Source organism: Streptomyces sp. URMC 129, from assembly GCF_051386415.1.
GTDB lineage: Bacteria > Actinomycetota > Actinomycetes > Streptomycetales > Streptomycetaceae > Streptomyces.
Map to the genome: position 1 here is coordinate 1 of NZ_JBPQTQ010000038.1, position 14878 is coordinate 14878.

Consider the following 14878-nt stretch of genomic DNA (forward strand, 5'->3'; position numbering starts at 1 on the left):
GCCCCGACCCGCGCACCCCCGGCGGCGCGCTCCACCGCCTCGGCCCCCGCCTCGACCTCGGCGACCTCGAACTGCGCACCGCCTCCGGCCGCCTCCTCGCCGTCTTCCCCCGCGACGCCTGCCTCGGCGACCTCTACGAGCTGACCGGCGGCGTCCTCACCGCCCCCCGCGCCGACGGCCGCGACGACGACCCGGACGAGGCGCTGCGGCTGCTCACCCGCGACGGCACCGTGCTGCTCACGGAGGAGGAGATCACCGTCCTGACCGACCGGGCGAGCCTCTTCCTCGAACACCCCGGGCCGGGCACCGGCGACGACCACGCCGTCGACGTCACCGTCCGCTCCTTCGTCCGCGGCCGGCCCGCCGCCGTCGAGGACATCGAGGTCCACCAGTTCTTCAACCCGCGCGCCCTGCCCCTCGACCCGCGGGCCACCGCGCCCGGCGCCCGCGCCCGCGACATCCGCGTCGTCGCCGTCGGGTCCGCCGGGCGCCCGGAGCAGCAGGCCGACCCCCACGTCCTGGCCACCGACGCCACCGGCCACGGCCGGCTGACCCTGCGGGGAGCGCGCGCCGGCGCCGCCCACGTCCTGCTGCTGCCGCCCGGCACCCCCCTGCCGTGCGACCCCGGGGCCCCCGGCTCGGCCGCCGCCGGCTACGACAACGACGACCTGCTCGGCTACTGGTCCGCCGCCGGCCTGGTGTCCGTGCGGGTCCTGCCCGACCACGCGCACCTGGCCGCCATCCCCCCGGAGCAGGTCACCTTCGACCTCGTCCACCGGGAGATCTTCGCCTCCTACGAACTGATGTACCCGTTCATGAAGGCCGAGGTCATGAGCCTGGCCGACGCCGCCAAGGTCGCCACCCACGCCCGGATCATCTGGCTCATGTGCGACCCGCGGCACAAGGACAAGACCTTCTACATGCCCTCCACCCGCGACATGACCGCGCCCCAGACGGCCCTGCTGCTGGCCTACACGCGCCGCGTGGAAGCCGCCCGCCAGACGCCCCCGGTGCCCGCGGCCACGCCGTCCCGGCCCGCCGCCCTCACCACCCGCGACGCGCTCTGCGCGGCGCTGCGCCAGGCCGCCACCATCGAACTCGCCGTCATGCTCCAGTACCTGTACGCCCTCTGGTCGATCCCGACCGTCTCGGCCGCCCGCCACTACGTCGACAGCGGCGCGTGGTCGCCCGCGCAGGCCCGGCTGCTGTGCGGCGAGGGCCCGCACGCGCTCGACGGCGGCCTGCGCGGCACCCTGCTGACCGTGGCCCGCGAGGAGATGAGCCACTTCCTGGTCATCAACAACATCCTCATGGCCACCGGCGAGCCCTTCCACCTGCCCGACATCGACTTCACCACCGTCGGCCGCGCGCTGCCCGTCCCCCTCGACCTGTGCCTGGAGGGCTTCGGCCCCGGCAGCCTCCAGCGGTTCATCGCCCTCGAACGCCCCCACCGCCTGACCGGCCACGCCCCCGGGCCCGACGCCCGCGGCACCCCGCCCCCGTTCGCCTACGGCTCCCTCAGCGAGCTGTACGCGGCGATCCGCGCCGCCCTCCAGACCGTCGAGGGACTCTTCCTGGTCGACCGGGGCCGGGGCGGCGGCGAACACCACCTCTTCATGCGCGAGACCCTCAACGTCACCCACCCCGACTACCAGCTCGAGGTCGACGACGTCTCCAGCGCCGTCTTCGCCATCGACTTCGTCACCGAGCACGGCGAGGGCGGCGTCATCGACGCGCCGCTGCCCTCCGACGCCCACTACGACACCTTCCTGCGCATGGCCGAGACCCTGGCCGCCGAACGCGCCGAGGGGCCGGGCGGCCGGCGCGTCCCGTGGGAGCCGGCCTATCCCGTGCTGCGCAACCCCACGCTGCGCGCCGCCCACCCGGGCGCCGAACCGGTCACCGACGAGGAGGCGCGCGCCGCCATCGACGTGTTCAACCGGTCCTACGCGCTCATCGCCCGGCTGATGGCGCAGCACTTCGTCCTGAGCCCCGACAAGAGCCTGCGCCGCTCCCGGCTGATGAACGCCGCCCTGGACCTCATGGCCGGCGTGCTGCGCCCGCTCGGCGAACACATCGTCACCCTGCCCTCCGGACGCCCCGGCAGGACAGCCGGACCCACCTTCGAGACGGGCGGCCCCCCCGACCCCGTCGCCCGCGCCGACGTCGCCGCGAAGTGGATCGCCGCCCGCTGCGCCGATCTCGCGGACAGCGCCGAGAGGATCCCGGGACTGGCCGAGTCCGTGCCCGGGATCCTGCGCCTGTTCGCCGACCAGTTCAGGACCATGGACCCACGGGAGCTGTGACCGATGCCGATGCCCCTGCCCACCCCGCGGCCGGACCCGGAAGACTTCCACCGCGCGCTCACCGCCAGCATCGAGGACCCCTACCCCGTTTACCGCCGCTACCGCGCCGCCGGCGCCCTGCACCGGGTGCTGCGCCCGGGCAGCGGGCGCGAGCCGGAGTGGCTCGTCCTGCGCTACGAGGAGGCCGCCGCCGTGCTGGCCGGGCGCGGCTTCGGCCGCCGGGCGGCCACGGCCGGCGTCGGCCCCCCGCGGACCGTCGGCATCGTGCCGCCCGCCTACCCCGCGCTGGGCGCCCTGGTGGACAACTGGCTGGTCTTCATGGACCCGCCGCGCCACACCCGGCTCCGCGCCGTCGTCGCCGAGTGCCTCGCGGCCCGGATGCGCTCCGGCACGCGGGCCCGGGTGCGCGGCATCGTCCGGCGGCTGGTGGAGCGGCTCGCCGCCGAGCCCCGCGTTGACCTGGTCGCCCAGTACGCGGCGCTCGTCCCCGTGCTGACGATGCTGGAGGTGCTGGGCGTGCCGCCCGGGGACCACGCGTGGCTGCGCCGCCACGCCGCCGCGATCCAGCAGGCCACCACCTTCCGGTCCGGCCCGCGCGAGCCGCGTCTCGCCGCCGCCGACGAGGGGGCCCGCGCCCTGGCGGACTACTTCCGCGCCGCCCTGGCCGAGCGCCGCGCCGCCCCGGCCGGTGACCTGCTCTCCGCGCTGCTCGCCGCCCCGTGGGACGACGACCTGGCCGGTGACGACGTCCTCATCGGCACCTGCGTGCACCTGCTGCTCGGCGGCCACGAGGCGACGACGAACGCGCTGGCCAAGTCCGCCCTGCTGCTCCTGCGGCAGCCGGGCGTGCTGGCGACCCTGCGCCGGACCCCCGCGCTGCTGCCCGCGGCGGTCGACGAGTTCATCCGCTACGACGCGCCCGCGCAGATGGTGACCCGGTGGGCCTACCAGGACGAGACCGTCGCCGGCCACCGCATCCGGCGCGGCGACAAGGTCACCGTCGTGCTGGGCGCCGCCAACCGCGACCCCGAGCGGTTCGAGCAGCCCGACGCCGTCCGCTTCGACCGCGACGGCCACCGGCACTGCGGGTTCGGCATGGGCGCCCACTACTGCCTCGGCTCCGCCCTGGGCCGGACGGAGGTCGAGGCCGGCGTCGAGGGGCTGCTGGCGCTGCTGCCCGGACTGCGGCTGGACGGCGGCGCCGTGCCGTACCGCCAGGACCTGGTGTTCCACGGGCCGGAGCGGCTGGACACCACCCGGGAACGGTGACCGGCGGCGCCGCCGGACACGGGCCTCAGCCCGCCGTCTCCGGCCGCGCCGCCCCGCCGCCCGGCGGTGACCACGACGAGAACTCCCGCATCCCGTACACCAGCGGCAGCCCCGCCGCCAGCTCCACCCCGGCCACCGCGCCCATCACGACCACGTGGTCGCCGACCGCGACCCGGCCGCTGACCCGGCACTCGGCGACCGCGACCGCGTCCCGGTGCAGATGGGGCAGGCCGGACGGCCGCCACGGGCGCCACGGCACCTCGGTGAACCGGTCACCGGAGGGCGCGGCGAACACCGTGGCGGCGTGCCGCGCCTCCGCCCGCAGCAGGTTGACCGCGAACCGGCCGCTGGCCAGGACGGCCGCCAGCGTGCGGCCGTCCGTCCGCAGACAGCACAGCAGCGTCGGCGGCGTCAGCGTGACGCTGCACAGCGACGAGCAGGTCGCCCCCCACGGGCGGCCCGCCGCGTCGACCGAGGTCACCACCGACACCCCGGTCGGGAACCGGCTCATCAGCTCCCGGTACCGGTCCGCCGTCACCGGACCGCCCGCCGGCCCCGGCTCCTCCCGCGGCTCCGTCACCGCGTGCCCTCCCTTCAGCGGGCGGCTATCCGCCGTGCAGCGCGCGCAGGTACGCCACCGTGGTCGGCAGGTCGCGTGCCATGTCCCGCTGCTTGCGCTTGATCTCGGCGAACAGCTGCTCGGACTCCCGCACGGCGCCCGGCCGGTGGGCCAGGAACGGCAGCGGGGCGTCCGGCACCACGCCGAGGCCCGCGAATATGCAGTAGTAGTTGCTGTTGTTCCAGAAATTGCGGAACTCGGCCTCGAAGTTGTTGTAGTACGTCGAGACGTCGACCACCGGCTGATTGATCGGCAGACCCGCCCGGTACATCGCGAGCTTCTCCTGGATCTGCGGCGACAGCGTCAGCTCCTTGTTCGCCCGCCAGAACGCGGTGTCCATCCGCGGCGGCAGCGAGAAATGCGCCTGGATGAAGTCCCGGGTGTCGTCGAACATCACCTCGATCTCGCCGTTGAACCGGTCGATCAGGGCCTGGTTGAAGCTCTTGTCGGGGAAGTGCCGCACCAGTTGGTAGATGGCCGCGGTGATGAAGTAGATCCCGGTCGACTCCAGCGGCTCCAGGAAGCAGGACGACAGGCCGATGCTGACGCAGTTGCGCACCCACGCCCGGCGGTTGCGGCCCACCCGGAACCTGATGTGGTTCAGCGGCGTCCGCTCCGGGTCCAGTCCCCACAGCCGGCAGAAGTCCTCCGTCGCGCGGTCGCGGTCCGCGAAGCGGCTGGAGTAGACGTAGCCCGTGCCGAACCGCCCCAGCATCGGGATCTTCCACGTCCACCCGGACTCCATGGCGATCGCCGACGTGAACGGCTCCACGCCCTGCTCGTCGTCGTGCGGCACCGCGGTGGCCACGGCGCTGTCGCACAGCAGATGGTCGCTCATGTCGAGGAACGGCTCGCCCAGCGCCTTGTTGATGAGCAGCCCGCGGAAGCCGGAGCAGTCGACGAACAGGTCCGCCTCGTACCGCTCGCCGCCGCGCGCCAGCAGCGCGGTGATGAATCCCCGGCCGTCCAGCTCGACGTCCACCATCTCGTTCTCGATGTGCCGGACCCCCAGGTCCCGCGTGGCCAGCCGCCGCAGGAAGTCGGCCACGAGGTTGGCGTCGAAGTGCCAGGCGTACGAGGTCGCCGGCCGCCCGTCCGGCCAGCACGGCGACTTGAGCGCGTCCATCACCGAGGGCTCCCAGTAGCAGGCGTACTCGAACGGCTCCCGCGTCTTCCCGTGGTGGCGCAGATAGGCCCAGTAGTGCGACAGCGGCAGCCGGTCGTGCTCCCGCAGCAGCCCGAACAGGTGGTAGAAGTAGTCCGGTCGCCCGTCCTCGCCCGTTCTCGGCAGCGCCTGACCGGGCCCGCCGGTGCGCCAGTTGACGAACTTGATGCCCAGCTTGAAGCTGGCGTTGCACTCCGGCATCCAGTCCCGCTCGGCGAGGCCGAGGAAGTCGAAGAAGACCGTCTGCAGGTTCGGCACCGTGGCCTCGCCGACCCCGATCTTCGGCACGGTGGGCGTTTCCACGACGGAGATCGAGGCCGTGTCCCCCAGCGCCTTCGCGAGGTAGGAGGCGGTCATCCACCCCGCCGTTCCGCCGCCGAGAATGACGATCTTCTCGATCCTGTTGTCCATCTGGTGTTTTCCCCGCTTTCCGTGAAGGAGGGATTTCCGCCGGCCGGATGGCGCGCTCCGCCGGGCGCGGAGAAGGGGAATTCCATGGAAATCGGGAAAACCCCGCGATATTCCGGCAGCGAATTCTCAGGGTAGGTGCGCGGCACCCGCGCCGGTAGGCGTGGGCAGGGCCGGACCGCGGAACCCACGCACCCGCGCAGGCTGCCGGGCCCCGCGCCCTCCGGGGCGCGCCCGCCGTCGCACCGGAACCTGCGCGCATTCCCTTCCCGGTGCGTGATATTGAGCCCCGCCGCCGCTGCCCATACTCGTCTCGGACATCGCATCGCGACGTGCCCCGGAGAGGGTGGCCAGTGGCAGGAAGAACAGTGCGCACCGACGTCCTGGTCGTCGGCGGGGGACCGGTCGGTCTGTCGCTCGGGCTGGATCTGGCCTACCGGGGCGTGGACTTCCTCCTGGTGGAAGCCACGGACGGCCGGATCGACCACCCCCGCGTCAGCGGCGTCAGCGCCCGCACCATGGAGCTCTTCCGCCGCTGGGGGGTGGCCGAGCGCGTCCGCGCCGTGCCCTGGCCGGCGGACCACTCCCTGGACATCGTGTGGGTGACCGGCGTCGGCGGCCACGAGATCCACCGCCAGCGCTTCGGCACCGCCGCGACCCGGCCCGCGCCGGAGCACACGCCCGAACCCGACCAGAACTGCCCCCAGCACTGGCTGCACCCCCTGCTGTACGACGCCCTCGGCGCCACCGAGCCGGACGGCCCGGTCCGGCTCCGCCACCGGCTGCGGGAGTTCGCCCAGCACGACGACCGGGTCGTCGCCACCGTTCTGGACGAGGGCACCGGGGCGACCGTCACCGTCGAGGCGGCGTACCTCGTGGCCTGCGACGGGGCGCGCTCCCCGGTCCGCAAGGCGTGCGGGGTGCCGACCGTCACCTACCACCCCACCCGGACGTTCCGGAACATCCTCTTCCGCGCGCCGCGGCTGCGGGCCGCGCTCGGCCCCGACGAACCGCTGGTCTTCTTCCTGACCACGCCCGCGCTGCTGCGCTACCCCCTGCGCGCCATGGACGGCCGGGAGATGTACCGGCTCACCGTGCCCGCGGGCCACGGCACCGGCCTCGCCGCCGAGGAGCACATCCGCGCGGCCCTGGCGATCGACACCCCCTTCGAGATCCTCTCCGACGTGCCCTGGCACCTGACGCACCGCGTCGCCGCCGCGTACCGGGCCGGGCGGGTGCTGCTCGCCGGCGACGCGGCGCACTCGGTGTCGCCCTCCGGCGGCCTCGGGATGAGCACCGGCATCGCCGACGCCGCCGACCTCGGCTGGAAGCTCGGCGCCGTGCTGGCCGGCTGGGCCGGGCGGCACCTGCTGGACTCCTACCAGGCGGAACGCAAGCCGGTGGCCGAGGCGAGCCTGCGCAAGTCCCACGAGAACCTCCAGCGCACCCTCAGCCACCAGGTGCCCCCCGAGGTCCTCGCGGACGGCCCGGTGGGCGAGCGCGCCCGCCGGGAGCTGGCCGAGCGGCTCCTGGAGTCCGGGATCCGGCGCGAATTCGACGCGCCCACCAGCCACTTCGGCTACCGCTACGCGTCGGGACAGGTGTTGCCCGACCCCACCGAGGAGGACGGCGAGACCTGGTCCCGCAGCCCCCTGCCGGGCGGCCGGGCGCCGCACGCGTGGCTCTCACCCGGGCGCTCCACGCTCGACCTCTTCGGCAAGGGGTTCGCGCTGCTCCTCGACGGCCCCCGGCCGGACGCCGAACGGATCCGCCGCGCCTTCGCCGCCCGCGCCGTGCCGCTCACGGTGACGCGGATCGACGGCGGACCGGCGGCACGGATCATGCGGCGGCCGTACGTCCTGGTCCGCCCGGACGGCCACGTCGCCTGGCGGGGCGCCGAGCCGCCGCACGACCTCGACGCCCTGGCCGACCGCGTCCGGGGCGCCGCACGGCCGACCGCGCGGGAACGAACTGAGAAGGCGGGTGGTTCGCGATGATCAAGACGGTCACCATCGTCGGCGGCGGAACGGCCGGCTGGATGACGGCGGCGTATCTGAAGGCGGCCTTCGCCGACCGCCTCGACGTCACCCTCGTGGAGTCCCCCTCGGTCGGCCGGATCGGCGTCGGCGAGGCCACGTTCAGCACCGTCCGGCACTTCTTCGACTACCTCGGGCTGGACGAGACCGCCTGGCTGCCCCGCTGCGACGGAAGCTACAAACTGGGCATCCGCTTCGAGAACTGGTGCCGCGCGGGCAGCTACTTCTACCACCCCTTCGAACGGCTGCGGAAGGTGGACGGCTTCTCGCTGGGGGAGTGGTGGCTGAAGATCGGTGACCACTCCCGGCCGTTCGACCGCGAGTGCTTCCTCACGCCCGCGCTGTGCGACGCCAAGCGGTCGCCGCGCATGCTCGACGGCACCCTCTTCGCCGCCGGCCTCGACGGCTCGCTGGGCCGCTCCAGCCTCGCCGAGCAGCGCGCCCAGTTCCCCTACGCCTACCACTTCGACGCCGACAAGGTGGCCCGCTTCCTCGCCGACTACAGCAGGGAGCGCGGCGCCCACCACGTGCTGGACGACGTGGTGCACACCGCCCTCGACGAACGCGGCTGGATCAGCCACGTCGTCACCCGCGGCGGCGCCCGCCTGGCCGCCGACCTGTTCGTCGACTGCACCGGCTTCCAGGGCGCGCTGATCAACAAGCTGCTCGGCGAGCCGTTCCTGTCGTTCGCGGACGTGCTGCCCAACAACCGCGCCGTCGCCGCCCGCGTGCCCCGCGCCGACGTCACCGACATGAACCCCTACACCACCGCCACCGCGATGGACGCCGGCTGGATATGGACCATCCCGCTGTACCACCGGGACGGCATCGGCTACGTGTACTCCGACGCGTTCTGCACACCCGACGAGGCCGAACGCACCCTGCGCGCCCGCGCCGGGGACACGCGGGGGGAACTGGACGTCAACCACATCACCATGCGGGTGGGCCGCTGCCGCGACTCCTGGGTGAAGAACTGCGTCGCGATCGGCCTGTCCAGCGCCTTCGTCGAACCGCTGGAGTCCACCGGCATCTTCTTCATCCAGCACGGCATCGAGCAGTTGGTCAAGCACTTCCCCGACCGCGACTTCAGCCCCGGCCTGAGGCGGGCCTACAACGGCCGCATCGCGCAGGCGGTGGACGGCGTCAAGGAGTTCCTCGTCCTGCACTACCGGGCCGCCGGCCGGCAGGACAACGACTACTGGCGGGCCGCCCGCACCCGGAAGGTCCCCGACGGCCTCGCCGAGCGGCTGGCGCAGGCCGAGCCGTACCTGCTGGACGACGAGGCGGTCTTCCCGTACTACCACGGCTTCGAGCCGTACTCGTGGAACACCATGCTCCTCGGCCTGGCCGACCGCCCGCCCGCAGCGCGGCCCGCGCTGCGGCACATCGACCCGGTCCGCGCCCGCGAGGAGTTCCGCCGGCTGCGCGCCGAGGCCGCCGCGGTGGTGCGCGCGCTGCCGAGCTGCCACGCCTACCTGAGCCGCCTGCACCGCACCTGACCGGCCGCCGGGAACGCCCGCCGGAAGGCTCTAGACGGCGGGCGTTCCCGGGCGGCGCGTCAGGAGCCGGTCCAGGCAGGCCACCAGGCCGCGCGGCGGTCCTGACGGCTCCCAGGGGCCGGCCCACGCCACGTGGCCGTCCGGCCGGATCAGCACCAGCCGGGCGCGGCGCGCTCCGTACGCCGCGTGCGCCGCGGCCTCGGACCGGGGGATCACCCGCACCGGCACCTCGGCCGCGTACCGGCCGGCCAGCGCCGTGCCCAGCGCGGCGGCGTCCCGCCGCCCGCCGCCCGGCGCCGGCCGCTCGCCCTCGAAGGCCAGCAGCCGGAAGCCCCCCGGCCGCAGCAGGTCCAGCACCCCGCCGCCCGTCGCGGCCAGCGGCGCGTACGGCGCCCGGTCGCCCGGCCGCGGCACCCCCCGGCCCCGGCCCGCGGCCACGGCGGGGCTGCCCCGGTACCCGATCCACGTCTGCGACAGCATCCGGAAGACGGTCCGGCGCACCGGCGGCCACCGGGACGCCACGGCGACCAGCCGCACCCCGACATGGCTCCGCAGCCACATCGCCACCGGGTTGGCCGTGGTCTCCACCCGGAACCCCCGGTCCGTGTTCCGCGTGACCACCCGCGCGACGGGCCGGCGTTCGGCCTCGTAGCTGTCGAGCAGCGCCTCCGGCGCCTCGCCGCGCGCGACCAGCGCCAGCTTCCAGCCCAGGTTGGCCGCGTCCCCGACCCCGAGGTTCAGCCCCTGGCCGCCGGCCGGGTTGTGCACGTGCGCGGCGTCCCCGACCAGGAACACCCCGCCCGCCGCGAACCGGTCGGCGATCCGGCTGTGGAACCGGAACAGCGACGCCCAGACCACCTCGTCCAGCGTCCCCGACGCGTCGAAGTAGCCCTCGAACCACCGCCGCAGCTCCCGCGCGTCGAGCCGCTGGTACGGGTCGTGCGAGACCGCGCCCCCGGCGCCGCCGGGCGCCAGGCCGGGCGGCACGGCCCCGAAGAGCCGGAACCGGCCGGGCCCGATCGGCAGCACGCCGACGAAACCGCCGCGGGTCAGCGTCAGCCGCAGCAGCGGCGGCGGCGGATCCGCCGCGAACGTCACATCGGCCAGCAGGCCGCGCTGCGGATAGGTGCTCCCGGTGAACCCGATGCCCAGCCGCCGGCGCACCGTGCTCCCGGCGCCGTCGGCGGCCACCACCCAGCGGACCCGGGCCGTCTCGCCGCCGCCCAGGCGCACCACGACGCCGTCCGCGTCCGCCGTCACGTCCTCCACCGCCCGGCCCCACTCGACCGGCACCCCGCGGTCGGCCAGCGCCCGCCTCAGGATCCGCTCGGTCTCCGACTGCGCCACGGACAGGGCGCACGGAAACCGCGTCAGCCCCTCCGTCCCGCTGCCCGCCAGCGGTAGCCGGGCCGTCGGGCGCCGCCGCTCGCTCACCTCGACCCGCGTGATCGGCACCCCGCACGCCAGCGCCTCGTCGGCCAGCCCGAACCGGTCCAGGACCTCCAGCGTCCGCGCGTGCACGAGCGTCGCCCGCGACTGCTCGGCCGGGGCCGGCCCCGGCCCGCGGTCGACCACCCGCGCCCGCACGCCGTGCCGCGCCAGCTCCAGCGCCGCCACCAGCCCGCTCGGGCCGGCACCGACCACCAGCACCCGCGCGTCCGGCCGCGCGCCGGCTCCCGCTGTCTCCACGAGACCTCCCGCTGCGTCTCCCGCGAGGTCCATCCTCCGGCCGGCGGATCCCCGCCCACATCACGCGCACGCACGGCGGGCACCCCGTCCGGGCCCGGCGGCCCGCACCGCGCGGACGCGCCCCGGGCCGCACCCTATGCGGTCGCGTAGGTTTTCCCGCCCCGCGCCGGAGCGGTCTGTCGCCGGAGCACCCGGCGGCGTTAGCGTGAAAAAGCCTTTCGTGCATACGGAATGGAGCGAACGCATGGCCGCAGCGGAATCGAGTGCGTCCACCACCATCACCGAATTGTTCGACGACATCGCGGAACTGTACGAGGATTTCAGCGGCACTCTGGATTCCGCCGAACACCCGCTCAGCGAATGGATGGCCGCCCACCTCCCGAAGGGACGCCGCGCGCTGGACATCGGCTGCGGCGCCGGCCGCTACACGGTCATGCTCGCCTCGCTCTACGACGAGGTGGTCGGCGCCGACGCGGCGCCCGCCATGATCGACATCGCCCGGCGCGACCGGTCCCGCCCCAATGTGGACTACCAGATCCGCGACGCCTTCGACATGACACCCGCCAAGGACGGCCTGTTCGACGTCGTGTTCGGCTTCAGCAGCGTCTTCCTCATGGGGAAACCGCGGGTCATCCTGCCCCACCTCGCCGCCCTCGTGGCACCCGGCGGCGCGCTCGTCGTCTTCGAGCCCGAACGCCCCGCCGACTACGGCCAGGACAACTGGCGGATCAACTTCGCCTTCAAGGTCGCCAGGACCGCGTTCGACGTGACCGGCCGCCTGGAGAGCTCGGTGAACGTGCTGCGCCTGTTCAGCCACCGCAACTGGGTGGAGATCAGCGAGCGGACCGCCCCCATGAACGGCCAGGAGTTCCGGCGGGAGTACACCGCCGCCCTGCCCGGCAGCAGGTTCCTGGAGAACGTCTTCCCCGGGCTGCTCACCGCCTACTGGCAGCGGCCCGCCCGCTGACCGCCCCCGACCAGGTACGGAGACACGTGCTGATGAACGACCACCCCGCGGCCGACGGCGGTGCCCGCCCGACCCGGGACACCGCGATGCTGTTCAGCGAACTCGCCGGGCCCTACGAGCGCTTCACCCGCGTCCTGGACCAGCCCGGCGGCCACCTCGCACGCTGGCTGGAGGCGCATCTCACCGGCGGTGCCCGGGCGCTGGACGCCGGCTGCGGCACCGGCCGCTGGAGCGTGGCCCTGGCCGAGCGGTACGACGAGGTGGTGGCCGTCGACGCGGCACCGGCGATGATCGAGATCGCCGGGCGCGAGCGGTCCCGGCCCAACATCCGCTACCAGGTCCGCGACATCATGAGCCTCACCCCCGAGCGGGACGGGCTCTTCGACGCCGTGGTCGTCTTCAGCTGCCTCGTCCACGTGGGGGAGCCCGCCCCGCTGCTGGCCCTGCTGCGCCGCGTCGTCGCGCCCGGCGGGGTCCTCCTCATCATCGAGCCCCAGCGCCCGCCGACCTGGGGCCGCCCCGGCTGGCAGGCCGACTTCGCGTTCGGCCAGGCCCGCGCCGTCTACGACTCGACCGGCGACGTCGCCGACGCCGTCGCCGCCCTGGAGGCGATCCTCAGCCCCTCCTGGCTTCGGATCAGCGAGATCAGCGTGCCGATGACCGCCGACCGGTTCACCGAGGAGTACGCCGCGGCCCTGCCCGGCGCCGTCGTGGAGCGCGGCGGCGGCGAGTTCGGCGTCTTCACCGTCTCGTGGCGGGCACCGGCCCGGGACTGAGGCCCAGGACCGAGGCCCGGGACTGAGGCCGCCCCGAAGCCCCGGCCGCACGTGCCCGGAGGAGAGCCATGGAACCGCAGGACACGACCGCCACCGTCTGCGTGGTGGGCGCCGGACCGGCCGGCGCCATGCTGGCGCTGCTGCTGGCCCGCTCCGGCGTCGACGTGCTGCTGCTGGAGAAGCACGCCGACTTCCTCCGCGACTTCCGCGGCGACACCGTGCACCCCTCCACCCTGGAGATCCTCGACGAACTCGGCCTGGCCGAACGCTTCCACGAGCTGCCGCACCGGAAGCTGGAGACCATGGACCTCGTCCAGGACGGCCGGACCATGCTCATCGCGGACTTCCGCGACCTCGGCCTCCGCTTCCCCTACGTCGCCTTCGTGCCGCAGTGGGACTTCCTCACCCTCATCACGGCCGAGGCCGCCCGCCACCCCGGCTTCCGGCTGTGGATGCGCGCCGAGGCCACCGGTCTGCTCCGCGCCGGCGGCCGCACGGTCGGCGTGCGCTGCCGCACCCCGGACGGCGAGCGCACGGTGCGGGCCGCCCTCGTCGTCGCCGCCGACGGCCGGAAGTCGGTGCTGCGCGCCGCCGCCGGACTCCGCCCCCGCGACCGGGGCGTGCGCCTGGACGTGCTGATGTTCCGCATCACCCGGCGGGAGGACGACCCCGACGAACGGCTCACCGTGCGGATCGGCGACGGCCGCATCTTCGTCGTCGTCGACCGCGGCTCCTACTGGCAGATCTCCTACGAGATGCCCCAGGGCGGCTACGACCGGCTGCGCCGCGACGGCGTGGACCGGCTCCGGAAGGACATGGCCGAACTGGTGCCCTTCCTGGCCGACCGGACGCACGAGATCACCGCCTTCGAGCACCTGCCGCTGCTCCAGGCGCGCGTCGACCGGCTGCGCCGCTGGTACACGCCGGGGCTGCTGTTCATCGGGGACGCCGCGCACGCCATGTCGCCGGCCGGCGGCTACGGCGTCAATCTCGCCATCCAGGACGCCACCGCCGCGGCGAACCTGCTGACCGGCCCGCTGCTGGAGGCCCGGCGCACCGGCCGCCCGCCGGACGACCAGGCGCTGGCCCGCGTGCAGCGCAGGCGCCAGGTCCCGACCGTGCTCACCCAGGAGTTCCAGCGGCTGTTTCACCGCTTCGCCGTGGACCGGGCGCTCCGGGGCCACCGGGTGATGGGCGGCAACGACGGCCTGGGGGCGGCGTTCGACCGGTGGCCCGTCCTGCTGCGGCTGCTGAGCCGGATGACCGGCGTGGGCCTGCGCCCGGAGCACGTCCGCGTCCCGGCCGCCGGCGCCGGGCCGGACAAGCACACGGAGACGGAAACGGGAACGGAGACGGGAACGGGGAACGCCGGTTAGACCGGCGCCCGCCACACCGCCCCGGTCATGGTGGGCACCACGTCCGGGGTGATCTCCACCCCCGGCAGGGCCTCCTCGTAGGCCCGGCGGAACGCGCCGAGCGCCGGCGGCACCAGCCCCTTGCTCATCTCCCGCCACGCCGGATGGAGCATGTACCGCAGCGCGGCGACCGCCCCCTCCACGTCGCCCGACAGCCGGTAGACGGTGTGCGCCACCTCGAACGGGTGGAACGTCTGCCGCGTCTCCTCGTCGCCCTCGGGGGCGTCGTCGGGCCGCGTCACGTCCAGGACGACGAGCCGGCCGCCGGGCGCGACGAGGGACCGCAGCACCGGCAGCACGGCCTCGGCCGGGCCCACGGCGAAGAGGCTGTTCACGGCGAACACGGCGTCGAAGACCCCGTCCCGCCCGGGGGACAGCGCGTGCACGTCCCGCCGCTCGTAGCGGACGTTCGGCGGGTTGTCCTTGGCCCGGGCCACCCCGAGCATGCCCGCGGAGATGTCGACGCCGACGACCTCCCGGTAACGGTCCGCCAGCAGGCGGCAGTTGCGGCCGTTGCCGCAGCCGACGTCCAGCACCCGCCCGCCGCCGCCGAGGTGGGTCAGCAGCCAGGCGCGCGCCGGATTGCCCTCCCGGTCCATCACCCCGATGAACCGGTCGTAGAGCTCGGCGAGATCGTCGAAGGGCGGCCGTGAGTCCGTGGAGCCGGCGGTGACCATGCTGTCTCCGTCCCTTGGCGCGGCGGGAACCCTTCGCACTGTACGGTCCGCC

The 14878-nt window shown here is 74.4% G+C and carries 11 protein-coding genes; 7 read left to right on the forward strand and 4 right to left on the reverse strand.

From position 1 onward, the window contains the following. Both ACSNOC_RS10640 and ACSNOC_RS10645 read left to right on the forward strand, forming a co-directional pair. Positions 1-2306: ferritin-like domain-containing protein (locus tag ACSNOC_RS10640; protein ID WP_436747081.1), on the forward strand; the 2306-nt coding region annotated here is incomplete at its 5' end. Between the two features lie 3 nt (positions 2307-2309). After that, a complete protein-coding gene (locus tag ACSNOC_RS10645) occupies positions 2310-3575 on the forward strand; it encodes a cytochrome P450 (RefSeq protein ID WP_436747082.1) in 1266 nt (421 codons plus the stop codon). A 25-nt stretch (positions 3576-3600) separates the two neighbouring features. On the opposite strand, the gene ACSNOC_RS10650 is transcribed toward ACSNOC_RS10645, so the two are convergent. Together ACSNOC_RS10650 and ACSNOC_RS10655 are read right to left on the reverse strand one after the other, a co-directional pair. After that, complete coding sequence (locus ACSNOC_RS10650) at positions 3601-4155, reverse strand: flavin reductase family protein (protein ID WP_436747083.1); 555 nt, start codon at positions 4153-4155, stop codon at positions 3601-3603. Positions 4156-4180: 25 nt separating this feature from the next. Beyond that, positions 4181-5770: a tryptophan halogenase family protein gene (locus ACSNOC_RS10655; RefSeq protein WP_436747084.1), complete on the reverse strand. Its 1590-nt coding sequence runs from the start codon at positions 5768-5770 to the stop codon at positions 4181-4183. A 365-nt stretch (positions 5771-6135) separates the two neighbouring features. Here ACSNOC_RS10655 and ACSNOC_RS10660 point away from each other — a divergent pair, with 365 nt between their 5' ends. Further along, the gene (locus tag ACSNOC_RS10660; RefSeq protein WP_436747085.1) at positions 6136-7764 is read left to right on the forward strand and encodes an FAD-dependent monooxygenase; all 1629 of its coding nucleotides are present in this window, start codon (positions 6136-6138) and stop codon (positions 7762-7764) included. Beyond that, positions 7761-9302, forward strand: a complete 1542-nt coding sequence (locus tag ACSNOC_RS10665) for a tryptophan halogenase family protein (RefSeq protein WP_436747086.1) — start codon at positions 7761-7763, stop codon at positions 9300-9302. Before ACSNOC_RS10660 ends, ACSNOC_RS10665 begins: the two co-directional genes overlap by 4 nt. Before the next feature lie 30 nt (positions 9303-9332). Here the strand turns inward: ACSNOC_RS10665 and ACSNOC_RS10670 are convergent, their stop codons facing one another. After that, positions 9333-10991, reverse strand: coding sequence for an FAD-dependent monooxygenase (locus ACSNOC_RS10670; RefSeq protein WP_436747087.1), 1659 nt, complete (start codon positions 10989-10991; stop codon positions 9333-9335). A gap of 244 nt (positions 10992-11235) precedes the next feature. Here ACSNOC_RS10670 and ACSNOC_RS10675 point away from each other — a divergent pair, with 244 nt between their 5' ends. The 3 genes from ACSNOC_RS10675 to ACSNOC_RS10685 all read left to right on the forward strand — a co-directional run bounded on the left by ACSNOC_RS10675 (position 11236) and on the right by ACSNOC_RS10685 (position 14110). Beyond that, positions 11236-11958, forward strand: a complete 723-nt coding sequence (locus tag ACSNOC_RS10675) for a class I SAM-dependent methyltransferase (RefSeq protein WP_436747088.1) — start codon at positions 11236-11238, stop codon at positions 11956-11958. A gap of 32 nt (positions 11959-11990) precedes the next feature. After that, the gene (locus ACSNOC_RS10680) at positions 11991-12734 is read left to right on the forward strand and encodes a class I SAM-dependent methyltransferase (protein ID WP_436747089.1); all 744 of its coding nucleotides are present in this window, start codon (positions 11991-11993) and stop codon (positions 12732-12734) included. A 68-nt stretch (positions 12735-12802) separates the two neighbouring features. Then, positions 12803-14110, forward strand: a complete 1308-nt coding sequence (locus tag ACSNOC_RS10685) for an FAD-dependent oxidoreductase (RefSeq protein ID WP_436747090.1) — start codon at positions 12803-12805, stop codon at positions 14108-14110. On the opposite strand, the gene ACSNOC_RS10690 is transcribed toward ACSNOC_RS10685, so the two are convergent. Then, a complete protein-coding gene (locus ACSNOC_RS10690; protein WP_436747091.1) occupies positions 14107-14826 on the reverse strand; it encodes a class I SAM-dependent methyltransferase in 720 nt (239 codons plus the stop codon). The two genes, ACSNOC_RS10685 and ACSNOC_RS10690, sit on opposite strands and share 4 nt — an antisense overlap. Positions 14827-14878 lie beyond the last annotated feature (52 nt).

What these genes read in the sequence shown, in the direction of transcription:
- ACSNOC_RS10645 (WP_436747082.1), top strand. Translation starts at nt 2,310, where the DNA reads ATGCCGATGCCCCTGCCCACCCCGCGGCCGGACCCGGAAGACTTCCAC.
- ACSNOC_RS10655 (WP_436747084.1), bottom strand. Translation starts at nt 5,770, where the DNA reads ATGGACAACAGGATCGAGAAGATCGTCATTCTCGGCGGCGGAACGGCG.
- ACSNOC_RS10665 (WP_436747086.1), top strand. Translation starts at nt 7,761, where the DNA reads ATGATCAAGACGGTCACCATCGTCGGCGGCGGAACGGCCGGCTGGATG.
- ACSNOC_RS10675 (WP_436747088.1), top strand. Translation starts at nt 11,236, where the DNA reads ATGGCCGCAGCGGAATCGAGTGCGTCCACCACCATCACCGAATTGTTC.
- ACSNOC_RS10680 (WP_436747089.1), top strand. Translation starts at nt 11,991, where the DNA reads ATGAACGACCACCCCGCGGCCGACGGCGGTGCCCGCCCGACCCGGGAC.
- ACSNOC_RS10685 (WP_436747090.1), top strand. Translation starts at nt 12,803, where the DNA reads ATGGAACCGCAGGACACGACCGCCACCGTCTGCGTGGTGGGCGCCGGA.
- ACSNOC_RS10690 (WP_436747091.1), bottom strand. Translation starts at nt 14,826, where the DNA reads ATGGTCACCGCCGGCTCCACGGACTCACGGCCGCCCTTCGACGATCTC.